Origin of the sequence: Bradyrhizobium sp. BR 1433 (assembly GCF_051547665.1) — a bacterium.
Lineage (GTDB): Bacteria > Pseudomonadota > Alphaproteobacteria > Rhizobiales > Xanthobacteraceae > Bradyrhizobium > Bradyrhizobium australafricanum.
This window is the reverse complement of the sequence record NZ_JBPUGG010000001.1, coordinates 437,216-463,165: the sequence shown is the minus strand read 5'-3', so window position 1 is coordinate 463,165 and position 25,950 is coordinate 437,216. Positions and strand designations below refer to the sequence as shown.

General features: G+C 64.5%; 17 protein-coding genes and 4 pseudogenes. 8 read left to right on the top strand and 13 right to left on the bottom strand.

All coding sequences use genetic code 11. The features are described from left to right. Window positions 1–6: 6 nt before the first annotated feature. Window positions 7–1,216 (bottom strand): annotated as a pseudogene (locus ACSKB9_RS02285) (deoxyguanosinetriphosphate triphosphohydrolase). A gap of 138 nt (window positions 1,217–1,354) precedes the next feature. Between ACSKB9_RS02285 and erpA the strand changes: the two are divergent. Next, on the top strand, window positions 1,355–1,684 hold the full coding sequence (gene erpA / locus ACSKB9_RS02280) for an iron-sulfur cluster insertion protein ErpA (RefSeq protein ID WP_438071426.1): 330 nt from the start codon (window positions 1,355–1,357) through the stop codon (window positions 1,682–1,684). A gap of 63 nt (window positions 1,685–1,747) precedes the next feature. On the opposite strand, the pseudogene ACSKB9_RS02275 reads toward erpA, so the two are convergent. Then, a pseudogene (locus tag ACSKB9_RS02275) lies at window positions 1,748–4,839 on the bottom strand (efflux RND transporter permease subunit). 39 nt (window positions 4,840–4,878) lie between these two features. Then, window positions 4,879–6,013, bottom strand: a pseudogene (locus tag ACSKB9_RS02270) (efflux RND transporter periplasmic adaptor subunit). Window positions 6,014–6,249: 236 nt separating this feature from the next. Here ACSKB9_RS02270 and ACSKB9_RS02265 point away from each other — a divergent pair. After that, window positions 6,250–6,675, top strand: a complete 426-nt coding sequence (locus ACSKB9_RS02265) for a GNAT family N-acetyltransferase (RefSeq protein ID WP_438071424.1) — start codon at window positions 6,250–6,252, stop codon at window positions 6,673–6,675. A 45-nt stretch (window positions 6,676–6,720) separates the two neighbouring features. After that, the gene (xth, locus tag ACSKB9_RS02260) at window positions 6,721–7,518 is read left to right on the top strand and encodes an exodeoxyribonuclease III (protein WP_076828641.1); all 798 of its coding nucleotides are present in this window, start codon (window positions 6,721–6,723) and stop codon (window positions 7,516–7,518) included. A gap of 21 nt (window positions 7,519–7,539) precedes the next feature. Here xth and ACSKB9_RS02255 read toward each other — a convergent pair. The 3 genes and pseudogenes from ACSKB9_RS02255 to ACSKB9_RS02245 all read right to left on the bottom strand — a co-directional run bounded on the left by ACSKB9_RS02255 (window position 7,540) and on the right by ACSKB9_RS02245 (window position 11,963). Further along, window positions 7,540–8,377 (bottom strand): annotated as a pseudogene (locus tag ACSKB9_RS02255) (tetratricopeptide repeat protein). Further along, window positions 8,364–10,088, bottom strand: a complete 1,725-nt coding sequence (gene ilvD / locus ACSKB9_RS02250) for a dihydroxy-acid dehydratase (protein WP_438071421.1) — start codon at window positions 10,086–10,088, stop codon at window positions 8,364–8,366. Before ilvD ends, ACSKB9_RS02255 begins: the two are co-directional and overlap by 14 nt. A 258-nt stretch (window positions 10,089–10,346) precedes the next feature. Further along, window positions 10,347–11,963 (bottom strand): diguanylate cyclase, encoded by a 1,617-nt coding sequence (locus tag ACSKB9_RS02245; RefSeq protein WP_438071420.1) that lies wholly within the window; start codon window positions 11,961–11,963, stop codon window positions 10,347–10,349. A 486-nt stretch (window positions 11,964–12,449) separates the two neighbouring features. On the opposite strand from ACSKB9_RS02245, the gene ACSKB9_RS02240 reads away from it, so the two are divergent. Then, window positions 12,450–12,632 carry a hypothetical protein gene (locus tag ACSKB9_RS02240; protein ID WP_092083416.1) on the top strand — a complete coding sequence of 61 codons (183 nt, stop codon included), beginning with the start codon at window positions 12,450–12,452 and terminating at the stop codon, window positions 12,630–12,632. A gap of 321 nt (window positions 12,633–12,953) precedes the next feature. Here ACSKB9_RS02240 and ACSKB9_RS02235 read toward each other — a convergent pair whose 3' ends face one another. The 4 genes from ACSKB9_RS02235 to ACSKB9_RS02220 form a co-directional block, all read right to left on the bottom strand. Continuing rightward, entirely contained in the window at window positions 12,954–13,868 is a 915-nt protein-coding gene (locus ACSKB9_RS02235; RefSeq protein WP_438071419.1) for a hydroxymethylglutaryl-CoA lyase, read from the bottom strand. Further along, window positions 13,865–15,874, bottom strand: coding sequence for an acetyl/propionyl/methylcrotonyl-CoA carboxylase subunit alpha (locus tag ACSKB9_RS02230; RefSeq protein ID WP_438071417.1), 2,010 nt, complete (start codon window positions 15,872–15,874; stop codon window positions 13,865–13,867). The genes ACSKB9_RS02235 and ACSKB9_RS02230 overlap by 4 nt, the downstream gene beginning before the upstream one ends. A 14-nt stretch (window positions 15,875–15,888) precedes the next feature. Continuing rightward, window positions 15,889–17,493: a carboxyl transferase domain-containing protein gene (locus ACSKB9_RS02225; RefSeq protein ID WP_438071415.1), complete on the bottom strand. Its 1,605-nt coding sequence runs from the start codon at window positions 17,491–17,493 to the stop codon at window positions 15,889–15,891. Between the two features lie 129 nt (window positions 17,494–17,622). Beyond that, a complete protein-coding gene (locus ACSKB9_RS02220; RefSeq protein ID WP_438071413.1) occupies window positions 17,623–18,795 on the bottom strand; it encodes an isovaleryl-CoA dehydrogenase in 1,173 nt (390 codons plus the stop codon). Window positions 18,796–18,986: 191 nt separating this feature from the next. Here ACSKB9_RS02220 and ACSKB9_RS02215 point away from each other — a divergent pair, with 191 nt between their 5' ends. After that, the gene (locus ACSKB9_RS02215; protein WP_253608716.1) at window positions 18,987–19,640 is read left to right on the top strand and encodes a TetR/AcrR family transcriptional regulator; all 654 of its coding nucleotides are present in this window, start codon (window positions 18,987–18,989) and stop codon (window positions 19,638–19,640) included. 2 nt (window positions 19,641–19,642) lie between these two features. Beyond that, the gene (locus tag ACSKB9_RS02210; RefSeq protein WP_438071411.1) at window positions 19,643–20,149 is read left to right on the top strand and encodes an Lrp/AsnC family transcriptional regulator; all 507 of its coding nucleotides are present in this window, start codon (window positions 19,643–19,645) and stop codon (window positions 20,147–20,149) included. A gap of 11 nt (window positions 20,150–20,160) precedes the next feature. On the opposite strand, the gene ACSKB9_RS02205 is transcribed toward ACSKB9_RS02210, so the two are convergent. Then, window positions 20,161–20,466 carry an ETC complex I subunit gene (locus tag ACSKB9_RS02205; protein WP_016846428.1) on the bottom strand — a complete coding sequence of 102 codons (306 nt, stop codon included), beginning with the start codon at window positions 20,464–20,466 and terminating at the stop codon, window positions 20,161–20,163. Window positions 20,467–20,708: 242 nt separating this feature from the next. On the opposite strand from ACSKB9_RS02205, the gene ACSKB9_RS02200 reads away from it, so the two are divergent. Next, on the top strand, window positions 20,709–21,872 hold the full coding sequence (locus tag ACSKB9_RS02200; RefSeq protein ID WP_438071409.1) for an OpgC domain-containing protein: 1,164 nt from the start codon (window positions 20,709–20,711) through the stop codon (window positions 21,870–21,872). A 187-nt stretch (window positions 21,873–22,059) separates the two neighbouring features. Here ACSKB9_RS02200 and ACSKB9_RS02195 read toward each other — a convergent pair whose 3' ends face one another. Continuing rightward, a complete protein-coding gene (locus ACSKB9_RS02195) occupies window positions 22,060–23,877 on the bottom strand; it encodes a carbamoyltransferase family protein (protein ID WP_438071407.1) in 1,818 nt (605 codons plus the stop codon). Between the two features lie 366 nt (window positions 23,878–24,243). Here ACSKB9_RS02195 and ACSKB9_RS02190 point away from each other — a divergent pair, with 366 nt between their 5' ends. Continuing rightward, window positions 24,244–24,531 (top strand): hypothetical protein, encoded by a 288-nt coding sequence (locus ACSKB9_RS02190; RefSeq protein WP_225160995.1) that lies wholly within the window; start codon window positions 24,244–24,246, stop codon window positions 24,529–24,531. A gap of 338 nt (window positions 24,532–24,869) precedes the next feature. Here the strand turns inward: ACSKB9_RS02190 and ACSKB9_RS02185 are convergent, their stop codons facing one another. Next, window positions 24,870–25,646 (bottom strand): cyclase family protein, encoded by a 777-nt coding sequence (locus ACSKB9_RS02185; RefSeq protein WP_438071405.1) that lies wholly within the window; start codon window positions 25,644–25,646, stop codon window positions 24,870–24,872. Window positions 25,647–25,950: the final 304 nt, after the last annotated feature.

Below are 25,950 nucleotides of genomic sequence, written 5' to 3'. Positions count from 1 at the left end.
AGGGCGCTAACGCAAATCCGGGGTCGAGTTCAAAAAGCCTTTGGTGCTCGATCAGGGCGAAACGGTCGGTCATCCCGGCAATGAAATTGCCGATCCGCCTATTCCGAGCGCTCCCGGTCTCCTGCACGCTGCCCTCGATCCATTCCGCCGGCAGGTCTTCAGGCGATTGCAGGTAGCGCTCGAACAGGTTGCGGACCACCTCCTCCGCCTCCCCCATCACCAGCATCACCCGCTTGTGGCGATACATCCGCCGGAACAGGAACGCCTTGATCGCCGCCTCCTGCTCCGCCACCTCGGACGGAAACGCAATCAGCGGGGCATTGTGGTGGCGCACGTCGTGCGCCGATTGCGGCTGCGCGGCCGCGAGGCGCCGGCTCGCTTCGTTGAAGACCGCGCTGATGAAGTGTGAGATCAGCTCACGCACCAGTTCGGCGCCGCGCCGGACCTCGTCGAGCCCAGGATAGTGGCGGTCGATCTCGGCGATGATGTCGGCGGTCAGCGGCATCTCCTTGAGGTCGTCGACCGCGAAAAGACCGGCACGCAGGCCGTCATCGATGTCGTGCGCGTCATAGGCGATGTCGTCGGCGAAGGCCGCGATCTGCGCCTCGAGCGAGGCATAACTCCAGAGCTCGAGGTCGTGGCCCTTGTTGTAGTCGGCAATTCCGATCGGGATTCCACTCTCCAGGTAGCGGCCGGCGGGTGCGCCACCGCGCTCGGTCAGCGGACCGTTGTGCTTGACGATCCCCTCGAGCGATTCCCAGGTCAGGTTCAGCCCGCCGAATTCGGGGTAGCGATGCTCCAGCGAGGTGACGACCCGCAGCGCCTGCGCATTATGGTCGAAGCCGCCGTCATCCCTGAGGCATTCGTCGAGCGCCCGCTCGCCGGCATGGCCGAACGGCGGATGGCCGAGGTCATGCGCCAGCGCCAGCGTCTCGGTCAGGTCCTCGTCGACCCCGAGCTGGCGGGCCAGCGCCCGGGCGATCTGCGCGACCTCCAGCGAATGGGTCAGCCGCGTGCGGTAGTGATCGCCTTCGTGGAAGACGAAGACCTGCGTCTTGTGCTTGAGGCGGCGGAACGCGGTGGAATGAATCACCCGGTCGCAGTCGCGCCGGAATGGGCTCCGGGTCCGGCTCGGCGGCTCCGCGACCAGCCGGCCGCGGCTGCGATCGGGGTCGCAGGCATAAGGCGCGCGGGGGGCAGCCATTCCGACCGACACTGTATTTTAGTCCTTATCCATTTGATTCCATGGTCCGACGCACTTAACTATGACTGAGGCGGCCGACCAAATGAATTGGGGATGACGCCGGGCCTGATCCGGATCGGATCATGCTCAAATAGGGTTTCGGAGACCGACATGACTGCTGCCATCACCGTCAGCGAACGGGCCGCCCGCCGGATCGGGCAGATCCTCAGCAAGGAAGGCGAAGGCGCCAAGCTGCGCATTTCGGTCGAGGGCGGCGGCTGCTCTGGTTTCCAGTACAAGTTCGACGTCGAGCGCATCCAGGCCGATGACGACCTCGTGATCGAGCGCGACAGCGCGGTGGTGCTGATCGATCCAGCCTCGGTCCCGTTCCTCGCGGGCTCGGAGGTCGACTTCGTCGACGACCTGATCGGCGCCTCGTTCCGCGTCGTCAATCCCAACGCCACCGCCTCCTGCGGCTGCGGCACCAGCTTCTCGATCTAACGCCTCACGATCCCGAGCGGTTTCTCCCGGCGAGCCGGTTTCCGGCTCGCGCCGAACGCTCGGCTATTCCGCCGCGACCACCTGCGGCCGCTCGACGTCGCCGCCTGCCTCCGCCTGCGGATCGAGCTTGCGGCGCAGCCTGCGGTCGATGCGGTCGAGATAGATGTAGATCACGGGCGTGATGAACAGCGTCAGCAATTGCGAGACGCAGAGGCCGCCGACCACGGCGACGCCGAGCGGCTGACGCAGTTCGGCGCCGGCACCCGCGCCGAGCGCGATCGGCAGCGTGCCGAAGATCGCCGCGAACGTCGTCATCATGATGGGGCGGAAGCGCAGCAGTGCCGCCTCGCGGATCGCGTGCTCGGCGCTCAGGCCGACCCGGCGGCGCTCCAGCGCGAAGTCGACCATCATGATCGCGTTCTTCTTGACGATGCCGACCAGCATCACGATGCCGATCATCGCAATCACAGACAGCTCCATCCCGAACATCATCAGCGTCAGGATGGCGCCGATGCCGGCCGACGGCAGGCCGGAAATGATCGTGATCGGGTGGATGAAGCTCTCATAGAGAATTCCGAGGATCACGAAGGCTGCGAACACCGCGGCGAGGATCAGCACGCCCTGCCCGCGCAGCGAATCCTGGAACACCTGCGCGGTGCCGGAGAAGCCGGTCACAATCGTCGGCGGCAAATTCGCGGTCTGCTCGAGTTCGGTGATCTTGTCGACCGCGTAGCCGAGTGAGGTGCTTGGCGCGAGGTTGAACGAGATCGTCACCGCCGGCTGCTGGCCCTGGTGGTTGATCTGCAACGGCCCGACCGTCGGCACCAGCCTCGCCACCGCATCCAGCGGAATGGTCTGGTTGTTCGCGGTCTTCATGTAGAGCTTCGAGAGGTCGGACGGATCGACGCGGAACTGCGGCTGCACCTCGAGGATGATCTGGTAGTCGTTCGACGGCATGTAGATGGTGCCGACCTGCCGCGCGCCATAGGCGTTGTAGAGCTGGTTGCGGACCTGATCGACGGTGACGCCGTAGACCGCCGCCTTCTCGCGGTCGATGTCGACCGTCATCTGCGGGTTCTTGATGTACAGGTCGGTGGTAACGTCGAGCAAGCCCCTGATCTTCTCGATCTTGTCGCGCATCTCGGGCGCCAGCCGGTACAGCGCCTCGGTATCGCCGCTCTGCATCACATACTGATACTGGCTCTTGGAGATGCGCCCGCCGATGCTGAGGTTCTGGACGCTCTGGAAGAACGCCTGCATGCCCGGGATCTCGCGCGCCTTCTGGCGGAGCCGGCCGATCACCACGGTGGCGTTGTCGCGGGTCTTCTGCGGCTTCAGCGCGATGAACAACCGGCCGTAATTGGTGGTCGGATTGGGACCGCCGGAGCCGACCGTCGAATTGATGTAATCCACCGCCGGGTCGGTCCGCATCACTTCAACCAGCGCCTGCTGGCGCACCTTCATCGCCTCGAACGAGGTGTCGGTCGCCGCCTCCGTTACACCGATCAGGAAGCCGGTGTCCTCCTGCGGGAAGAAGCCCTTCGGCACGATCATGTAGAGGTAGATGGTGCCGCCCAGCGTAGCCAGCGTCACCACCAGCATCAGGGCCTTCTTGGCCAGCACCCAATCCAGCGCCCATTCATAGGCCCGCAGCCAGGCCTCGAACATCGCCTCGAACGCCCGCAGCACGACGTTCGGCCGCTTGGTCGCGTCATGCGCGCGCAGCACACGGGCGCACAGCATCGGCGTCAGGGTCAGCGACACGAAGCCGGAGACGATGATCGCAACCGAGATCGTCACCGCGAATTCGCGGAATACGCGGCCGACGATGCCGCCCATCAGCAGCACCGGGATGAACACGGCGATCAGCGAGAAGGTGATCGAGATGATCGTGAAACCGATCTCGCGGGCACCCTTCAGCGCCGCCTCGAACGGCTTCATGCCGTGCTCGATGTGGCGGACGATGTTCTCCAGCATGACGATGGCGTCGTCGACCACGAAGCCGACCGAGAGCGTCAGCGCCAGCAGCGTCATGTTGTTGATGGAGTAATCCAGCGCGTACATCGCCGCGCACGTGCCGAACAGCGAGATCGGCACCGCGAGCGCCGGGATGAAGGTGGCAGAGGCCGAGCGCAGGAACAGGAAGATCACGAGGATCACGAGGCCGATCGCGATCAGCAGGGTCTCCTCGACGTCGCTGACCGCCTGGCGGATCGAGACCGAGCGGTCCATCATGACCTGCATGGTCACCGAGGGCGGGATCGCGGCGCGCAGCGCCGGCAGCTTGGCCAGCACGGCGTCGACCACCGCCACGGTGTTGGCGTCGGGCTGCTTCTGGATCGCGAGCACGATCGCCCGCTCGTCGTTCATCCAGGTCGCGATCTTGTCGTTCTCGACGCTGTCATAGACCTTGGCGATCTCGTCGAGCCGGACCGGCGAGCCGTTGCGCCAGGCGACGTAGATCTGGCGGTAGTCGGCTGCCTTGTCCATCTGACCGGAGGCCTGCAGCGCGACGTCCTGCTGGGGCCGTTCAAGGTGCCGACCGGCGTCGACGAATTGGCGCGCGACACCGCGGCGCGGATATCCTCCATCGAGACGCCGCGCGCGGCGGCGGCCTCCGGATCGGCCTGGACGCGGATGGCGAATTTCTGCGCGCCGTAGATCAGCACCTGGGCGACGCCCGGCAACTGCGACAATGCCTGCCCGATCGTGATGTCGCCGTATTCGTTGACGCTCGACAGCGGCAGCGTCGCCGAGCCGAGCGAGACGAACAGCACCGGGAAGTCCGCCGGGTTCACCTTCCGGAAGCTCGGCGGGATCGTCATCTCGATCGGCAGCCGGCGCTGCGCGATCGTCAACGCGGTCTGCACGTCGAGCGCGGCGGCATCGATGTTGCGGTTGAGGTCGAACTGGATGGTGATGACGCTCGTACCCTGCGAGGAGTTCGAGGACATCGAGGAGATGCCGGCAATGGTCGAGAGCTGGCGCTCGATGATGCCGGCGACCGAGGCCGCCATGGTGTCGGCGCTGGCGCCGGGCAGGGTCGCGGTCACCGCGATGGTCGGGAAGTCCACCTTGGGCAGCGCCGAGACCGGCAGCAGGCGGAAGCCGAACACGCCGAATGCGATGATCGACGCCGTGATCAGCGTCGTCATGACCGGGCGGCGGATGCAAAGCTCGGAGAGCGTCATCGGTCAGGCTCCGGCCTTGCGCGCCCGCAACTCGACCCGCGATCCCTCCGAGAGCAGCAGCTGGCCGTCGACGACGACGCTTTCATCGCCAGCCAATCCGTCCGAGATCACCGATGAGCCCTGGAAGGTGCGATCGACCTTGACCGGCCGGACCTTGGCGACGCCGTCCTTGACGACGAAGACGAAATTGCCGTTCTGGCTGCGCTGCACCGCGACCGTCGGCACCACGACCGCGTCTTCGCTGCGGATGATCAGCTTGGTCTGCACGATGGTGCCGGGCCAGAGCGTCTCGCTCTCGTTGTTCATGATGCCGCGCACGGTCACCATGCCGGTGGTCGCGTCGACGGCGTTCTCCACCATCGCGACCTTGCCGCGCTCGGAGCGCTGGTGGCCGGGAATGGTCGCGATCACCTTTGAATTGCCCTTCCCCATGGCGTCGCGCAGATCGACCAGCGCCCGCTGCGGAATCGCGAAGGTGACGTAGACCGGTGCCATCTGGTTGATGACCGCGAGCGGCTGGGTGTCGGCGGGGCGGACGAAGTTGCCGACCTTGACGTTGGCGGCGCTGATCCGTCCCGCGAATGGTGCGCGGATGACGGTGTAGCTCTTCTGGACGCGGAGGTTCTCCAGCGCGAAGCGGTCGGCCTTGATGGTGCCGATCAGGACGTCGGACTGGGTCTTGGCGTTGTCGAGGTTGACCTGGGTGGTCGCACCCTTGCCGACCAGTTCGGTGTAGCGGCGGAGGTCGCGCTGCGCGCCCTCGAGCTGGGCCTGGTCGCGGGCCAGCGACGCCCTCGGCCTGCTCGATCTGCGCGTCGATCTGCCGCGCGTCGAGCGTGAACAGCAGGTCGCCTTCATTGACCCTGGCGCCGTCCTCGAAATGCACCGAGACGATGGTGGTCTCCAGCCGCGACTTCAGCGCCACGCTGGAGATCGGCGTGACCTGTCCGATGGCATCGACATCGACCGGAACCGATTTGCGTTCCGCCTTGGCGAGATCCACGGACACCACGCGCGGCCGCGCCGTCCCTTGCGCGGTGGCGGCGCCGCCACCCATCCATGAAGTGCGGGTCATGTAAGCCGCCCCGGCCGCAATGCCGAGAACAGCGACAGTCAGAACCAAATTGCGTTTTTTCATAAGTTTCGCACGTGCGCCGCCGGCTTCCCTTGAAGGCCGGTGCGCGTCGTCACTCCCCCGTCGGCAATTGTTGCGCCTTGTTTCCGGAGAGGGTTAGCACAGGCGGACCGCCCATGGTATGCCACCTAAGTGAAATAGTGCGGCTTCAATCCGGTCATTTGCATGCGCATCGCCGGACGTTTTGAGTAACCGGGCCGCATCCGTTCTGCTTCATTGAGCTTCCGAATCGCGACCTTATGTCCACCTCCGTCCTTGTCTGCCCCTGGGAAGAAGCCCGCGAACGCTCCAGTGCCATCCGCTACAGCGTCTTCGTCGAGGAACAGCGGGTGCCGGTAGAACTGGAATGGGACGACATGGACGCATCGAGCTGGCATGCGCTGGCGTTCGCCGACGACGGTGCGCCCTTGGCCACGGGCCGGCTGCTGCCGGACGGTCATATCGGCCGCATGGCCGTGCTCAAAGCGGCGCGCGGCACAGGCGTAGGCGCCCGCGTGCTGGACGCGCTGATGGCCAAGGCGGCCGAACTCGGCTATCCGGAACTGATCCTCAACGCGCAGACGCACGCGGAGCCGTTCTACGCACGCGTCGGCTTCGAGCGGATCGGCGCGGAATTCGAGGAGGCCGGCATCCCGCACATCGAGATGCGGAAGCGCTTGGTCTAAGCGGGGCGGCGCTCGGTCACGTGCCCCCACAATGAAGGAAGTCCGATGGCAGTTCGAATCGCTACGTGGAACGTCAACTCGGTCCGGCAACGGATCGAGCTTCTGGTCAGCTGGCTGAAGGAGTGCTCCCCCGACATCGTCTGTCTGCAGGAGATCAAATGCGTCGATGATGCGTTTCCCCGCCTCGAGGTCGAGGCGCTCGGGTACAATGTCGTCACGCACGGCCAGAAGACCTTCAACGGCGTCGCGCTGCTGTCGAAGCTGCCGTTCGACGAAACCAAATCGGGCCTCGCCGGCGACGACGAGGACGCACATGCCCGCTTCCTCGAGGGCGTCGTCACGCTGAAGCAGGGCGTGATCCGGGTCGCGTGCCTTTATCTGCCCAATGGCAACCCAGCCAATACCGACAAATATCCGTACAAGCTCAAGTGGATGTCGCGGCTTCTTGAGTATTCGAAGGAGCGGCTGAAGGCCGAGGAGCCGCTGATCCTGGCCGGCGACTTCAACGTGATTCCGGCGGCGCGCGACGTCTACAATCCCGCCGCCTGGGCCGATGACGCCCTGTTTCGGCCTCAGACCCGCGAGGCCTTCCAGTCGCTGCTCGGCCTCGGCCTGACCGACGCGCTGCGCGCGGTCAATGACGAGCCGGGCCAGTACACCTTCTGGGACTACCAGGCCGGCGCCTGGCAGAAGAACTGGGGCCTGCGCATCGACCACCTGTTGATGTCGGCACAAGCGAGCGACCGGCTGATCGACGTCGGCATCGACAGCTATGTGCGGGCTTGGGAGAAGCCGTCCGACCATGTCCCGGTCTGGGCCGATCTCGATTTCGAGATCGCCTGACCCCGCCGGCCGGCGGGAAGATCAATCCCGGCGGCCCTGCACCCAGTGCTCGAGCATCTGCAGCGCCATCGCGCGATCGTCCTCGGAGGCCTTGGCGATCGCCCGGTTGTAGCTTTCCTTGATCCAGGCCTCATCCGGCGTCGCGCTGTCGCGCGCCAGCGTCAGCCACATCAGGCCGCGGGCCCGCTGCGGCGGCAGGCGGTCGCCGTTGAACAGCATCTGGCCGAGCAGCGCCTGCGCCTGATGCTGGCCCTTCTGGGCGGCAAGCCCGAGCCAGCGCGCGCCGTAGCGGAAGTCGTCCCGCGAGGCGTCCGGTGTCTTCAGGTAGAGCCGGGCAAGATCATACTGGGCGTCGGCATTGCCGAAATAGGATGCGGCATAGGAGAACATCTCCCGCGCCCGCTCGGTGTCCGCCTTGACCTTGGAATTGGGAATGCCGCTCAGATAGTAGCGGCCGAGCGCGACGAAGGCGTTGGCCACGATCGAGGCCTGCGGCGCCGACGGGGAATCCTCGGCATGCGCATTGGCGATCCGGCTGAAATACTCGAAGGCGCGCATGTCGTCCTGGATGACGCCGTCGCCCTCGGCGTACATCTTGCCGAGCTTCCACTGCGCCACGGGGTGGCCGCCTTCGGCCTGGTACTGCAGCGTGCTGAACGACGAGGTCGGCGAGGTCGCCGCAGGCGCCACCGGGGTGGCGGCCCGTTTCAGCGCGCCGGCGGTCCCCGGCTGCGGGGAAACCACAGGAAGAACCGTATCTTGTGGGTTGACCGGTGCGCCGTCGAATCCGAATCCGGGGCCCGCCACCGGGATGGCCCCTGAACGCAAACGCCAATATCGTACGCCTAAACGTCCGCATAACACTGTTTCTCGTACGCGCCACCCGGATGGGTGACTGCGCCATCCACCGCCGGCCCCACTTGCTCGGCGTACTTCCACAGCGCACCAGATGTATGGTTCGTCGCGCGAGGGGCCCATTTGGTCTTACGATTTGCGAGTTCGGCGTCGCTCAAATTTACGTTAAGGGTGCCGGCGACCGCATCGATCTCGATGATGTCGCCGTCTTGCAACAACCCGATCGGCCCGCCGACGGCCGCTTCAGGTCCAATATGTCCGATGCAGAAGCCACGGGTGGCGCCGGAGAACCGGCCATCGGTGATCAGGGCAATCTTGCCGCCCATCCCCTGCCCGGTCAGTGCCGCCGTGGTCGCCAGCATCTCCCGCATGCCGGGACCGCCCTTCGGCCCTTCATAGCGGATCACGATTACCTCGCCTTCCCTGTAGGTGCGCTTCTGCACCGCCTCGAAGGCGTCTTCCTCGCGGTCGAAGCACCGGGCCGGACCGGTAAACCTCAGGTTGGACATTCCCGCGACCTTCACGATCGCACCCTCCGGAGCGAGATTACCCTTCAGCCCGACAACGCCACCCGTCACGGTGATCGGATTGTCGGCGGGCCGCACCACATCCTGGTGCGGATTCCATTTCACGCTTTTGAGGTTTTCGGCGATCGTTCGGCCAGTGACGGTCAGGCAATTCCCGTGCAGGTGGCCATTGTCGAGCAGCGTCTTCATCAGCAGCGGAATGCCACCTACTTCAAACATGTCTTTGGCAACATAACGGCCGCCCGGCTTCAAATCCGCGACGTAAGGAGTCTTTTTGAAGATTTCGGCAACGTCGAACAAATTGAATTTAATGCCGCACTCATGGGCGATCGCCGGCAAGTGCAGCGCAGCATTGGTCGAACCACCTGAGGCTGCAACCACGGCCGCAGCATTTTCAAGGGCTTCGCGGGTGACGATGTCGCGGGGCCGGATGTTCTTCTCGATCAGCTCCATCACCTTCTCGCCGGCGGCGGCGCAGAAGGCGTCGCGGATCTCGTAAGGCGCCGGGGCCCCGGCAGAATACGGGAGCGCGAGGCCAATCGCTTCTGACACGGTCGCCATGGTGTTGGCGGTGAACTGGGCGCCGCAAGCGCCGGCCGACGGGCACGCCACCCGCTCGATCTCGTCGAGGTCCTCGTCCGACATGGCGCCGACCGAGTGCTTGCCGACCGCCTCGAACATGTCCTGGACGGTGACCGGCTGGCCGCGGAAGTTGCCGGGTAGAATTGAGCCGCCATAGATGAAGATCGACGGCACGTTGAGGCGGACCATCGCCATCATCATGCCCGGCAGCGACTTGTCGCAGCCGGCGAGCCCGACCAGCGCGTCATAGGAGTGGCCGCGGACCGTCAGTTCGACCGAATCGGCGATGCATTCGCGCGACGGCAGCGACGAGCGCATGCCGTCATGACCCATCGCGATCCCGTCGGTGACGGTGATGGTGCAGAACTCGCGCGGCGTGCCGCCGGCCGAGGCCACGCCCTTCTTCACCGCCTGCGCCTGGCGCATCAGCGAGATGTTGCAGGGAGCGGCTTCATTCCAACATGAAGCAACGCCGACAAAGGGTTGATGAATCTGGGCTGTCGTCAGCCCCATCGCATAAAGATAGGACCGGTGCGGTGCGCGCTCGGGGCCCTCCGTCACGTGACGGCTGGGCAGCCTGCCCTTGATGTTCGTCTTGGCGTCCATCGCGACCCTGTTCCCGGCGCTCTTTCCTCCATCAACGCCGGAACCCGAAAAAATGTCCCGTCGTCGGAGCGCTGGCTATTCAGCTACGTGAATATCCTTTCATGTCGGGGTGTGGCTAAAAAGCGGCGCGACTACGGACCGGGTGCTTTTAAGGTTAAATGTTCAGGCATCGTTGCAACATCGCAACAATCGTGGCCGCCGGGCAACCATGTATTATCAGTCCTTATAGGACCTGACGGGGACCCGACCACCTGCATTTTACCCGGCGGCCGGCTTCGGTGGCGACGGAGGTGACCAGCACTCCGTACGATTCCGGCCGTGCTCCTTGGCCTGGTAGAGCGCCGCATCGGCAGCCTTCATCAGGGCATCAATCCCGGGCATGCTTGTGAGGGCCTCGGCAACGCCGATGCTCACTGTCAGTGGCACCAGTCGATCATCGGCCCTCACCGTCAACCCTTCCGCCCTCTTTCGGATGCGCTCGGCGACGGTTCGGGCGCGCGACAATGTGGTCTCCGGCAGCAAGACGGCGAACTCCTCGCCTCCAACGCGGCCGACGACGTCGGACTTGCGCTTGCCCCGAATGCAAATCCTGGCAACAGCCTTGATGGCCTCGTCACCGACCGCATGTCCGAAGCGGTCATTGATGCTCTTGAAGTGATCGATATCGACCATCAGCACGGATACCGAACGATAGTAGCGCTGGAACCGGCTCCACTCCGCATCCAGCGTCGTCAGGAAGTGCCTGCGGTTGAACAATCCGGTGAGCGGATCGGTGGTCGCAAGCACCTCCAGCTGCCGTGCGTTGCGTACGAGATCGGTCACGTCGACGAAGGTCAGCATGCGACCGCCGTTTGCCATCGTCGAGCAATGGATCCTGATATGGCGGCCGTCCGGCGTCTGCACGTCGCGCTTGTGATCGCCTGCCTTGATCTCCGCAATCCGCTTCGCAGGAAAGGCCCTGATTTGCTCCGGGGTCGCGCCGGCCGGAACGGCGCGGCGGTTGCGCGTGAGCAGCGTGATGTATGCCGGATGCCGCGCGACCTCCTCCTCGCTCACCTCCCAGAATTCCCGCAATCGCCGATTGAGGAAGATCGCATTGAGATCGCGGTCAAGCAGGACGACGCCGTCCTCTACGTTCTCGAGCGCGCCGGTCAGCACCTTGAGCTTGTCGGATGCGCGCACGATGTCGGTCACGGGCGTGTAGCTCACCATCCGGCCGCCGTCGGGCAGCGGCGTGCACTGACATCGAACCACATCACCGTTGCTGCGCCTGAGATCGATCGGGTTGGGGTCCCCGACGCCCACGAGGCGGACGCGCTCGGCAACATAGGCTTCGAGCTGCGCGGCAGGCAGCTCGTAGGCCATGGTCTTGCAGCCGTGATGCATCAGGTCGGTGAAGGTGGGGTTGCGGTCGGCCACTTCGTCCGGAAGCCGCCACATGTTCCGAAACGCGCGGTTGATGAACACGGCCTTCAGCTCCGCGTCCAGCAGCAGGATGCCGACGGGGATCTGATCGAGCGCCGCACGCAGCGCCAGCATGTGCCCGCGCAGAATGTCGCCGCTGCGCCGCTCCGGAATGACGGCCGGCGCGGGAGCGGCAGGCGCTGGCGCCGCAGCGTTGACCTGCTGCTCTTCAAAAGCCAGGCCGAGCTGGCGGTCCGATTGCCACAGCCGTTTGCATGGCTTCACCTGATTGCTGCCGACGAGCAACAGTTGAATGTGATCGGGAATGCCAACGACACTTTCGAGTTCCACGGTGGCGCCCGTCTCCGTGAGCTGGCGGACCGTGCAGTCGAAGGCCGACCGGCCGAAGTTGAAGACGATCTTTCCGGCCAGAAACGTTCGGCCGCGGGAAGCTGACACCTGTCCTGACATGGCGGGAATCCACCTGGAGCAATTGCGAGCCCCCTCACCTCAGCACGTTTGAGTCACCAAGCCATGAACGCTTTCGGGAGGGTTTAATCGGGAGCCGAGCCGATGGCGGCGGCTGTGTGCGCCGCAAAACGGGTTCCATCCGGCGGAAGGACTCGCTCATAGGGTAGAGCGAAGCGATACCCATCATTTGCGCCGCGGATACTGAATTGATGGGCTTCGCTGCGCACTACCGATCCGATTACGGCTCCGCCGCATCGTCAGTTGCTCACCTCATACCGAGCGCTGCGATTTGCCTCCGGAATTCCTCGAAACGCTCATGCGCTTCCGCCTTCGCTGTTAGAGCTACGGCGGACAAGTCGCTCCCATCAATCGGTCAAAGTCGCGCCGGGAAGAATTTAATTCTACCCTATAATTATGCTATGTTAGACGCAGTCCGAGTAGTAGCGTCGCAACTCCCTCAGTAACGGTGTCAGGGAAACGCCCGCCATGTCCGCTCTCCAAGCAAAACTGGAACGATTTGAGATCCTCGCCGACGAATGCGAGCTGATCGCTAGCAGGACGCTGGATGGGAGCAACCGCGAGCTATACCAGCGGCTGGGCGGGCACTATCGCGAGCTGGCGACCGATATGAGGGCCGTGATCGCGACGGTCAATGCTCCGGCGGCGTAAGAAAAAGGGCCGCTCGAAACAACAAGCGGCCCAAGTCTAGGGAGGAAACGCCCTCAAGGAGGGCGGCGATAGCGCGAAGCGCTGTCGCACCATGCGCATATGGGTCGAGAGTCCAGCTTCGGGAGCCCAGATTGCGCAAGCCAGGGGCGCGACTATGTGCCTTGAATCTGCGCTTCGCAGCGCATAACTCCGGGCGCGACCGCCGAAGATTGAGGCGGCTGCAATCCCGATAGCCGTCAATGCCGCCCGGGCCGCGACGGATATCGCTTCCGCCTTCGCTCCTCGAGCAACGGCGGCAAATCGCTCCAAGCATCCCACAATTTACGATTTGGCGAGCCGCTTACGCTTCGCGTTGAGCGCGGACGCAACACGGCTGACCGGCAGACGGCCGAGCAAGCCGGCGACCTCGTTGGTCGCGGCCAGCAGTCTGTCCATATCGATCCCGGTCTTTACGCCCATGCCCTCGAGCATGTAGGCGACGTCCTCGGTCGCGACGTTGCCGGTGGCGCCGGGGGCGTAGGGGCAGCCGCCGAGACCGCCGGCGGCGGCATCGATGACGCGGACGCCCTCTTCCATGCCGGCATAGAGATTGGCGAGCGCCTGGCCGTAGGTGTCGTGGAAGTGCATCGCGAGGTTGCCGATCGGCAACTCAGAACCGACGGCACGCAGCATCTGTTTGGCCTTCAGCGGCGTGCCGACGCCGATGGTGTCGCCAAGCGAGATCTCGTAGCAGCCGAGATCCCACAGTGTCACCGCGAGGTCGGCGACCGCCTTCGGCTTGATCTCGCCGTCGAACGGACAGCCGAGCACGCAGGAGACGTAGCCACGCACCTTGACGCCGTCGGCCTTGGCGCGCGCCAGCACCGGCTTGAAACGCTCGATCGATTCCGCGACCGAGCAATTGATATTGGCGCGCGAGAAGCCTTCGGAGGCCGCCGCGAACACCGAGACCACCTCGGCGCCGGCCGCGCGCGCGGCGTCATAGCCCTTCTCATTCGGCACCAGCACGTGGAATTCGGCGCCCTTGATGTGGCTGACGCCGCGCAGCACCTGGTCGGAGCTCGCCATCTGCGGGATCGCCTTCGGCGACACGAAGGCGCCGACCTCGACGGTATTGAGCCCGGCAGCCACCAGCGCCTCGACGAAGGCGATGCGCGCCTCGACGCTGACCGGCGTCTTTTCGTTCTGCAGGCCGTCGCGCGGCCCCATCTCGACGAGTTGGATCTGGTCGCTCATGACGCGGCCGCAGGTTCGACTTCGGCAAGCTCGACGCCCTCGCCGACGATGTCGCCGACCTTGCATCTGAGCTTCTTCAGCAGCCCGGCATAAGGCGCGCGCAGGGTCTGCTCCATCTTCATCACTTCCAGGGTGAGGATCGGGGCGCCCTTCTCGAGCGTTGCGCCCTCCTCGGCCAGCAGCGCGACCACGGTGCCCGGCAAGGGCGCCACGATCTTGTCCTCGCCGACCTGCTCCTCGCTCTCGCCGCCGAATGGATCGACCCAGTGCAGGTCGAAGCGGCCGTTGCGGGTGCGCAAGTAAAGCTCGTGGCCCTCGACGACCGAAGCAATGCGCGACTTGAGGCCGTTGAGCGTCAGGTCGAAGCCGTCATCGCCGGCTGACGAGATGGCGAAGACGAGTTCGCGCCCGCCGACGGAGAGCGTCGACGGTCCGTTGCCATAGTGCAGCGTGATGGTCTGGGCGGGCTCATGGCCCTGCCGGAACGAAAACACCCGCCGACGGCGGCCGACCGGCATCCAGCCGAAGGCCTGCCAGGGCGAGTTGGTCTCGCGCCGCGCCGCCTTCTGCTCATCGTTGACGATTGCGGCCACCGCCGCGCAAAGCTCGAACTCGCCGGCCGTGCCCGTGCTCGATGTCAGGTTCTTCAGCTCGCGCTCGATGAAGCCGGTATCGATCGCATTGGCTCGCGTATCCTTGTGCGTCACCAGCGCCGACAGGAACGGGATATTGGTGACGATGCCGCGGACATCGGTCTCCTGCAGTCCGCGATTGAGCTTGTCGATCGCGCCCTCGCGCGTCGGCGCCCAGGCGATCACCTTGGCGAGCATCGCGTCGTAGTACGGCGAGACGTTATCGCCGCTGCGATAGCCGGCATCGATGCGCAGGCCGTCGCCTTCCTGTGGCGTGCGCCAGGTCTTGATGCGGCCGACTGAGGGCATGAAGTTCTTCTGCGGATTTTCGGCGTAAACGCGCGCCTCGATGGCATGCCCGTTCAGTTTGATCTCGTCCTGCTTCAGCGGCAGCGCCTCGCCGAAAGCGACGCGCAGCTGCCATTCGACGAGATCGACGCCGGTGATCAGCTCGGTGACGGGATGCTCGACCTGCAGGCGGGTGTTCATCTCGATGAAGAACACGTCCTTGCCGTCGGAGACGAACTCGATAGTGCCGGCGCCGATATAGTGGACCGCGCCGGCGGCCTTGCGGGCGGCCTCGCAAACCGTCTCGCGTTGCGCGGCGTTCAGCGTCGGCGACGGCGCCTCCTCGATCACCTTCTGGTGGCGGCGCTGCAGCGTGCATTCGCGCTCCCACAGCGAGAGCAGATTGCCGTGGCTGTCGCCGATGATCTGCACCTCGATGTGGCGCGGGTTCTGCACGTATTTCTCGATCAGCATGCGGTCGTCGCCGAATGCCGCCTTGGCCTCGCGCTTGGCGCTGGTGATCGCGGCCGTGAGCTCAGCCGCCGAATTGACCACGCGCATGCCGCGCCCGCCGCCGCCGGCGGACGCCTTCACCAGCACCGGGAAGCCGATCCGGTTGGCGGCCTCCGCCAGCGTCGCCTCGTCCTGGGCCTCGCCGTGATAGCCGGGCACCAGCGGCACGCCGGCCTTCTCCATCAGCGCCTTCGAGCCGGATTTCGAGCCCATCGCCGTCATCATCTCGGCGGTCGGACCGACGAACACCAAACCTGCTTCAAGACAGGCCTGCGCGAACTCGGCATTTTCAGACAGGAAGCCGTAGCCGGGATGCACCGCCTCGGCGCCGGTCTCCTTGGCGGCGGCGATGACGCGCTCGATGTTGAGATAGCTGTCGCGGGCCCGGGCCGGCCCGAGCAGCACGGCCTCGTCGGCGAGCGCGACATGCATCGCGTCGCGGTCGGCCTCGGAATAAACAGCGACGGTGCGCAGCCCCATCGCGCGCGCCGAGCGGATGACGCGGCAGGCGATCTCGCCGCGGTTGGCGATCAGAAGGGTGCGGAAACGCCGGGTGAGTTTTGAGCGGTCCATGGTCAGTTCCTGGGTCACATCCTGAACAGGCCGAACTTCGTCGGCTCGATCGGGGCGTTGGCTGCCGCCGACAGGCCGAGCCCGAGCACGAGGCGCGTATCAGCCGGATCGATCACGCCGTCATCCCACAGCCGCGCCGTCGCGTGATCGGGATTGCCCTGCTTCTCGTATTGCGCGCGGATCGGCTCGCGGAACTTGTCTTCCTCTTCCGCCGACCAGCTCTCGCCCTTGGCCTCGATGCCGTCGCGCCGCACCTGGCTCAGTACCATCGAGGCCTGCTCGCCGCCCATCACCGAGATGCGCGCGTTCGGCCACAGCCAGAGGAAGCGCGGGCTGTAGGCGCGGCCGCACATGCCGTAATTGCCGGCGCCGTAGGAGCCGCCGATCACGACGGTGAATTTCGGCACCCCGGCGGTGGCGACCGCCGTCACGAGCTTGGCGCCGTCGCGCGCGATACCGCCGGCCTCGTACTTCTTGCCGACCATGAAGCCGGTGATGTTCTGCAGGAACACCAGCGGAATGCCGCGCTGGCAGCACAGCTCGATGAAATGCGCGCCCTTCAGCGAGCTCTCGCTGAACAGGATGCCGTTGTTGGCGATGATGCCGACCGGATAGCCAAAGATATGGGCGAAGCCGCAGATCAGCGTGGTGCCGTAGAGCTTCTTGAACTCGTCGAATTCGGAGCCGTCGACGATCCGCGCGATGATGTCGTGCACGTCGAACGGTTTTCTGCCGTCGGCCGAGACCACGCCATAGATCTCCTCGGCCGGAAACAGCGGCTCCTGCGGGGTGCGCATGTTGAGCTGTGCCTTCACCGGCTGCTTCAGCGTGCCGACGATGCGGCGCGCGATCCCGATCGCGTGGGCGTCGTTCTGCGCATAATGATCGGTCACGCCGGACTGGCGGGAGTGCACATCGGCGCCGCCGAGCTCTTCGGCGGTCACGACCTCGCCGGTCGCAGCCTTCACCAGCGGCGGACCGCCGAGGAAGATCGTGCCTTGATTCCGCACGATGATGCTCTCGTCGGACATCGCCGGCACATAGGCGCCGCCCGCGGTGCAGGATCCCATCACGATCGCGATCTGCGGGATGCCCTGCGACGACATCTGGGCCTGGTTGTAGAAGATGCGGCCGAAATGCCGTTCGTCGGGAAAGATCTCGTCCTGCAGCGGCAGGAAGGCGCCGCCGGAATCCACCATGTAGACGCAGGGCAGATTGTTCTGCCGCGCGATGTCCTGGGCGCGCAGATGCTTCTTCACCGTCATCGGGTAATAGGTGCCGCCCTTGATGGTGGCATCGTTGGCGACGATGATGCACTCGCGCCCCGCGATGCGCCCGACGCCGGTGATGACGCTGGCCGAGTGCACGTCACCGCCATAAAGCCCGTTGGCGGCGAGTGGCGACAGCTCGAGGAACGCCGTACCGGGGTCGACCAAAAGATCGACGCGATCGCGCGCCAGCATCTTGCCGCGCGAGGTGTGCCGCTTGCGCGAGGTCTCGCCGCCGCCGCCGGCTACTTGGTTGAGCTTGCCGCGGAGCTCCGCGACTAGGCCGCGCATCACCTCGGCGTTGCGGGCAAATTCAGAGGATGTGGGATCGATCGTCGAATGAAGCGGCATCGGTGTTGCACGTTTCGTTGGAGTATCGGTGAGGTTCAAGGTCAATCATCGTGCCGGGGCGAGCACAACTGCCACCACTGGTGCGGTGACAGCCCCTCTCCCGCGAAGAGCGGGGCGAGGGAGAAGACATCAGGCCGTCTTGGCGAACAGCTCGCGGCCGATCAGCATGCGGCGGATCTCGCTGGTGCCGGCGCCGATCTCGTAGAGCTTTGCGTCGCGCAGCAAGCGGCCGGTTGGATAATCGTTGATGTAGCCGTTGCCGCCGAGCAGCTGGATCGCATCCAGCGCGCATTGGGTGGCCTTCTCGGCGGCATAGAGGATGGCGCCGGCGGCGTCCTCGCGCGTGGTCTCGCCGCGATCGCAGGCCTTCGCCACCGCGTAAACATAGGCGCGCGAGGCGTTCATCGTGGTGTACATGTCGGCGACCTTGCCCTGCACCAGTTGGAACGAGCCGATCGGCTCGCCGAACTGCTTGCGCTCGTGCACGTAGGGCAGCACGACGTCCATGCAGGCCTGCATGATGCCGATCGGCCCCGCCGCCAGCACCGCGCGCTCATAGTCGAGACCGCTCATCAGCACGTTGACGCCGCGGCCGACCTCGGAGAGCACGTTCTCCTCCGGCACGTCGCAATCCTCGAACACCAGCTCGCAGGTGTCGGAGCCGCGCATCCCGAGCTTGTCGAGCTTCTGCGCGGTGGAAAATCCCTTCATGCCCTTTTCGATGATGAAGGCGGTGATGCCACGCGGGCCGGCGTTCGGATCGGTCTTGGCGTAGACCACCAGCGTATCGGCGACCGGGCCATTGGTGATCCACATCTTGTTGCCGTTGAGGACGAAGCGGTCGCCCTTCTTGTCGGCGCGCGTCTTCATCGAGACCACGTCCGAGCCCGCCGACGGCTCCGACATTGCGAGCGAGCCGACATGCTCGCCGGAGATCAGCTTCGGCAGGTATTTGCGCTTCTGCGCCTCGTTGCCGTTGCGGCGGATCTGGTTGACGCAAAGGTTGGAATGGGCGCCGTAGGACAGGCCGACCGAGGCCGACGCCCGCGAGATCTCCTCGACCGCGATGCAGTGCTCGAGATAGCCGAGGCCCGAGCCGCCATACTCCTCCTCGACGGTGATGCCGTGCAGGCCGAGCGCGCCGATCCGGGGCCAGAGGTCGCGCGGAAACTGGTTGCTGCGGTCGATCTCGGCGGCGCGCGGCGCGATCTCGTTGGTCGAGAAATCATGCACCGTCTCGCGGATCGCATCCGCGGTCTCGCCAAGGTCGAAATTGAAGATTGCCGCCTGGTTCGAGGCCATGATCCCTCCCGTGAGATTCATCTTGCAATTAAACGATCATACGTTTTTTCTTGGCTTCGCAAGCAATCGTGCTATGGTTTGCGGACGAAATCCGCAGTTCATTGAATTCACTGGGATTTCATGCGATATACATACGGTCGTTCGCTTGTTTCCTGGTCCTCCCTGGCAAGCCAACACCCTCCGAGGCCCCGATGGCACGCACGATCGGCTCACACGGCCCCACCACGCTGGAGGCGATCCGCAAGGCCGGCGTGCGCCTGATCTTCGAGCACGGTTACGAGGCCATGAGCCTGCGCCAGCTCGCCGCCGAGGTCGGCATCCAGGCAGGCTCACTCTACAACCATATCTCAACCAAGCAGGACCTGCTGTTCGATCTGGTGCAGGACCATATCAACGATTTGCTGCGCGAGCTTGATCTTGCGCTCGAGGGCAAGGCCGATCCGGTCGAGAAGCTGCGCGCCTTTGTCGCGTTCCACGTCACCTACCACATGACCCGCAAGCGCGAGGTCTTCATCGCCAATTCCGAGCTGCGCAGCCTCGATGCGAAGAACTACGACGCGGTGGTGGCGCTGCGCGGCGCCTATGAGCAGCGGCTGGCGCAGATCCTCACCGACGGAGCGGCGGACGGCGCGTTCGAGGTGGTCGACATCCAGGTCGCGACCTTCGCGATCCTGGCGCTGCTCACCGGGCTGTGCACCTGGTACCGCCCCGGCGGCCGGCTGACCCGCGACGCCATCATCGCGGCGCATGAGAAGCTGGTGCTGTCGGGCGTCGCGCCGCGGGCTGCGATCGGCCAGGCGAGCCACGGCAGCGACAGCCGGCGCGCCGCCGTGGCGGGCTCGTAGCCGTGACCGAGCGCCCACAGCTCGATGACATCGATCTGCGGATCCTGTCCGAGTTGCAGCGGGACGGCCGGATCAGGATCAACGAGCTCGCCGAACGGGTCGGCATCACCGCCCCGCCCTGCCTGCGCCGGGTTCGCGCCCTGCGCAGCCGCGGCGTGATCCAGGCGATCCGCGCCACGCTGGACGAGCGGCTGCTCGGCTATGAGGTGACGACCTTCGTGCTGATCCAGCTCGACAGCCAGACCCTGAGCGCGATCGAGGCGTTCGAGGCTGATGTGGCGGCCGTGCCGCGCTTCCTGCAATGCTGGCGGATCTCGGGCGATGCCGACTTCATGCTCCGATGCGTCGCGCCCAGCGTCGACGACATGCGCCAGCAGCTGCTGCAATTCGCCGGCCTGCCCAATGTGCGTAAGATCAGAAGCTTTCCGGTGCTCGGCGTCTCCAAGGACGCGCCGCTGCCGATCCCGGGCGCCCGCGGCGAGCTGATCCGGGCGCCAGTCAGGACTTAGTGGGTCCAACCTTAGTGGGTCCAGGGCTCCCAACGGCGGAACGCGAAATTGTCGGCATAGGCGATCTGGCGGTGCGCCGAATCCTTCGGCTCGATCACCTGGTAGGCGATGCCCTTGCGCTCGCAATAGGCGACCGCCTCTTCCTTGGTCTCGAACTGCAGCGTCAGCTGCTGCTTCATGTCGGTGGACGAGGTCCAGCCCATCAAGGGCTCCACGGAGCGCGGCTGCTCCGGCTCGTAGTCCAGTTGCCACTCTTTGGTCTTGGCACGTCCCGATTGCATCGCGTTTTTGGCGGGCTTAAAAATGCGTGCGGTCATGGATGGTCGGCCCTGTGGGATGTGCGACATGGAAGCGATTTGAAGGAAACCGCCGGGATAGTATAGAGACACCAATCAACGATCTGATCGGTGATTCCTCGATCTCGGAGGCAGCCTTCGCCGGACCGGTATAGTCATTCTACCGCGCTGTGACAATCTGGCCTCGGGAGGCTTCCCTTAGGAGTCCCCGGGCCCGCGGCGCGATCTTCTCGACAAGCATCACCTCGAGGAAACGGCGCGCCATGGAAATCCACGCTACCCTGCCCGAAAAAGGACGTGACCTCCGGCTCGACCTGTTCCGTGGGGTCGCGAACTGGGCGATTTACCTCGATCACATCCCCGACAACGTCGTGAACTGGATCACGACGCGGAATTATGGCTTCAGCGACGCCGCGGACCTGTTCGTCTTCATCTCCGGCTATACCGCCTCCTTCGTCTATGCCCGCATGATGCTGGAACGCGGCTTCATCGTCGGAGCCACCCGGCTGACCAAGCGGGTCTGGCAGCTCTACGTCGCCCACATCATCCTGTTCGTGATCTACATCGCCTCGATCAGCTATCTGGCGCTGCGCTTCGGCGATTCCGAGATCATCAACGAGTTCAACGTCGCCGGCCTCGTCGACAACGCCACCGAGACGCTGCGCCAGGGCCTGTTCCTGAAATTCAAGCCGGTCAATCTCGACGTGCTGCCGCTCTATATCGTGCTGATGGGCCTGTTCCCGCCGGTGCTGTGGTTCATGCTGCGGCGGCCGAACTGGACCATGGCGGCCTCGCTCGTGCTGTGGCTGGTGTCGCGCCACCAGGGCTGGAACCTGCCGGCCTACCCGGCCGGCAGCTGGTACTTCAACCCGTTCGCCTGGCAGGTGCTGTTCGTATTCGGCTCATGGTGCGCGATGGGCGGCGCCCGCAACAACATGCGCATCATCAACTCGCGCTACACGCTGTGGTTCTGCATCGCCTATATGATCTTCGCGCTGATCATGACGATGGCCGGACGCTTCCCGGACTTCGGCGCCATGTTCCCGGACTGGCTCTATTCGGCCTTCAACCCGAACGACAAGACCAACCTCGCGCCGTATCGCTTCCTGCACTTCGTGGTGATCACGGTGCTGGTGATCCGCTTCATCCCGAAGGACTGGGCGGCGCTGGAGTGGAAGGTGTTCGATCCCCTGATCGTCTGCGGCCAGCAGTCGCTGGCGGTGTTCTGCGTCGGCGTGTTCCTGTCCTTTGTCGGACATTTCGAGCTCTCGATGAGCTCGGGCTCGCTGTTCGCGCAGATCTTCGTCAGCATCTCCGGCATCGCGATCATGACGATCGTGGCCTATTACATCTCGTGGTCGAAGCGGCAGGACAAGCCGGTCAAACCGCCGGCGGCAAAACCCACGGCGCCCGCGACGGCGGCGTAAGTCCCTTATTTTTGAGCAAGGCCGCGCAAACGCTTCGCGTTTGTCGCGGGGAAAACCGCTTCGCACTTTTCCGGGCCATGCTCTAGAGCATTTTCGGTTCTGATTGAATCAGAACCGAAGCTCTAGATTCTTGTTTTGACGCGTTTTCTTCACGCGAACCGGTGCCCACTTCGCTCGAAAACGCTCTCTAGCCGCCGCGACTGGTGTCCTGCGTCGTCGAGGAGACGATGGTGGCGACGTCGCCGAACGTCGTCATCACGGGCGTGACGACCTTGTGCATGGCGGTCTTCGACACCAGCGTGTCATGCATCACGAGGTTGTCGATCCCGGTGGTGAGGAAGCAGCTCACCGCGTCCTGCGGCGTCTCGATGATCGGCTCGCCCTTGACGTTGAACGAGGTGTTGATCAGGACCGGCACGCCGGTCAGCGCCTCGAACTCCTTCAGCAGGCGATAGAGCATCGGGTTGGTCTCTTCCCGCACGCTCTGCACCCGCGCCGAACCGTCGACATGCACGATCGCCGGGATCTTGTCGCGCCATTCCGGCCGCACCGGCTTTGCGATCAGCATGTAGGGCGAGTCCTCCTCGCCTACGAAGATCTCCTTCATGCGCTCGGCCAGCACGATCGGCGCGAACGGCCGGAAGGCCTGGCGGTGCTTGACCCGGCTGTTGAGGATGTCCTTCATCTCGGCCCTGCGCGGATCGGCGATCAGGCTGCGGTTGCCGAGCGCGCGCGGACCGAACTCGGAACGGTCCTGAAACCAGCCGATCACGCGCTGGTCGGCGAGCAGCTTTGCGGTGTCGCGGCAGATATTGTCGCTGCGCTTCGCGTCGATCTGGATGCGCACCAGGAAGCTTTGCAGCGCGGCGGCCACCTCGGCCTCGCTGTAGCGCCGCCCGACATAGGCGTGGTCCATCACGAACGAGCGGCGCTGCTTGAGCACTTCGAGCCAGCCGTAATAAGCGCAACCAATCGCGATGCCGTCGTCGCCGGCGGCGGGCTGGATCCAGATGTTTTCGAAACCTGACTCGCGCGCGATGCGCCCGTTGGCCACGCAGTTCAGCGCGACGCCGCCGGCGATGCAGAGATTTTTCGCCCCCGTGGTCTCGCGCAGCCAGCGCGCCCGCGCCAGCAGCACGTTCTCGGTGTCGTCCTGCACCCGCCAGGCGATGTCCTCCCAGTGCCGCATCGTCGGGCTCTTGTCCCAGCTGCCGCTGTCGAGCACGAAGGGCTGCTGGTTCTCGGCGCCCCAGAACGGCACGTGCAGCTTGCCGTCCTTCATCTCGAGCAGATGACCGACCTGCTCATGGCGGCCATAGGGCGCCAGCCCCATCAGCTCGCCGCACTTGTTCCAGTCACCGAACACATAGGTCGAGACCCGGCTGTACAGCGCCCCCAGCCCCGGCATGTTGTAGAACTCGTCCGACAAGAGCCCGCGCGCCGGCTCCATGAAAACTTTCTTCAGGCATTCGAGCCTGGTGTCGTCGAACCTGTAGTAGCTCTCGGACTCGCGGGCCAGCGGCGACGCCTCATCTTCGGAGCAGGACTCCATCGCGTCGGCCCGATAATTGCCGACGCCGTCGACGATCATCACGACGCCGTCCTTGAATGGGGACACCGCGAACGCGCTGTAGGCATGCGCGAGGTGGTGCGAGATCGACACCACCTTGTCGGATTCGGAACGAAACAGCGGGTGCTTGATTGCCTCGTTGCGTTCGGCGATCGGCAGGAAGCCCGGCATATCCTGGTGGAGCATCCGCTCCTCCATCTCGGGCACCGGCAGGATGTAGCTGTTGCGCACCACGAGATCGACGTCGTCGAGGGTGATGCCCTCGGCCGACAGGCAGTAGTCGACGACTTCCTTGTAGAAGCCGGAGGCGTGCTTCTCGCGGGTGATGCGCTCCTTGGAGATCGCGTAGGCGATCGCGCCGTCACGCAGCAGGCAGGCGCTGACGTCATGGTCGTAGACGTTGAGACCAAGGACGTAAGTGTGTTGTTTCGGCATGGGCACTCTTTGGAAGGATACAGCAACGCTGAGAGAACAGGATCGTGTCGACTTCAAGTTCTCGCCGGCATTTTCCGAGGTTCTCAAATCTCTGCTTCTGCGATGCACAAATCAAATCGGCGCAACGCAAGATGAACAGAATGAACGGCGGATGAACGACAAGATGAGCGCAGCAACGACAGTATCCTTTGCAGGCGGGACTGTAACTTGACCTTACCTGTTGGTCTCAATAGAGTCGTTAAAGCTCGCAAGAACCTTAGTGAAAATATTGTCTTAGCATGCACGAACCGAATGCCGGTGTCGCGCGTCTAAGCGAGACAGCCAGCATCAGTTCAGATGTTTGGAAGTGGACTGGAGATCTTCAGAATGACTAAACGCTACAATATCCTGACTCGTTGCCTAGCAGCAGTCGCTTTGTTGTTCGTCTATGTCGCAAGCACCTCTGCCATCCTGGTCGGCGTCACCACAGCGCCTGCGCAAGCCTGGCGCGGACGCGGCGGTGGCTGGGGCTATCGCGGCGGCGGCTGGGGTCGCGGTCGCGGGTGGGGCTATGGCCGCGGATATGGATATGGCCGTGGCTATGGCTACTACGGCGGTTACGCCGGTCCCCGTTGCTGGTGGACCCCGCGTGGCGTTCGCGTTTGCCGGTGGTAACAACCGCCCGGTCGACACAAGCGATATTAAAGACATGAAATCAGGTGCGTCGGTCCCGACGCACCTGATTTGCTTTTTGGGGTTGGTTCACCTGCCCGGCTTGGCTCAGCTGCGGCACGCAGAAAGAGCCCCGGAGACGCCGGGGCTCTAGTCACGGGAGAGAACGCTTCCGAAATCGGGACGCGAGGACGAGCCGGCGGCCCGATCACCCAATGCATCTACTGCGTGCATGAAAGCAGATTCGGCTGCCTCAGGCTGTAGCCGTGCCGCAACAACCCGCCGTAATGCACAGCCTGTCCACCGGTTCCCGAAGCTGGCCGATCACAACCCCGGTGCGCCTAGCCGTCGAGGATGGCGACCGCCCTCGTCCAGCCCGCCGACGCGCGCTCGATCTTCACCGGGAAGCACGACACCATGAACCCGGTCGACGGCAGCTGCTCGAGATTGTGCAGCTTCTCGATGTGGCAGTAACCGATGTGCCGCCCGGCCTTGTGGCCTTCCCAGATCAGGCTGGCGTCCCTGGTCTCGGCGTATCTCTTCGCGGTGAAGACGAACGGCGCGTCCCAGCTCCAGCCGTCGATGCCGGTCAGTCGCACGCCGCGCTCGAGCAGATACATCGTCGCCTCGTAGCCCATGCCGCAGCCCGAATTGACGTAGTCGGGCTGGCCATATTTCGCGCCCGCGCTGGTGTTGACGACGACGATCTCGAGCGGCGACAGCGTGTGGCCGATGCGCTTCAGCTCGGCTTCGACATCCTTGGCGGTCGCGACATAACCGTCAGGCAGATGGCGGAAGTCGAGCTTCACGCCCGGCTGGAAGCACCATTCCAGCGGCACCTCGTCGATGGTCCAGGATCGCTCGCCGCGGTTCATGGTCGGATGGAAATGCCAGGGCGCATCGAGATGCGTGCCGTTGTGGGTGGAGAGCGAGACCTGCTCGACGGCCCAGCCCTGTCCGTCGGGCAGGTCCTCCGCCTTCAGTCCATCGAAGAACTGCAGCATGCGCGGCAGCCCCTGCCGGTGATCGATATACTGGATGGTCGGATGATTGCCGGGCGGATCGGCCGGAACGTCGTTCTGCAGGGGAACGGAGATATCGATCAGTCTGCGCGCCATGGTGCTTTCTCGCGGATTGGTCTTGTCGGGCCGAACTACCCTGCCAGCGCGCGCGCGTTATCGGCAAGCCACATCCGCTCGAGATCGCGCAGCTCACGATGTCGTGGCTTGGACTGCGGCAAGGCGGCGCAACGTTGAACCTATCCCCCGCCGGCACGACCCATTGGCACTGGGGATTTCAGGGCCCAGTATTTCGACGGCGCCGTCTGGACGAGCATATTCCGTCCAGGCGGCGTTGTTGCCTCAGGCGAGACAATCCGGCCGAAGCTTGGTTACCCGTGCCGGAACGCTGTTCACGCACAGA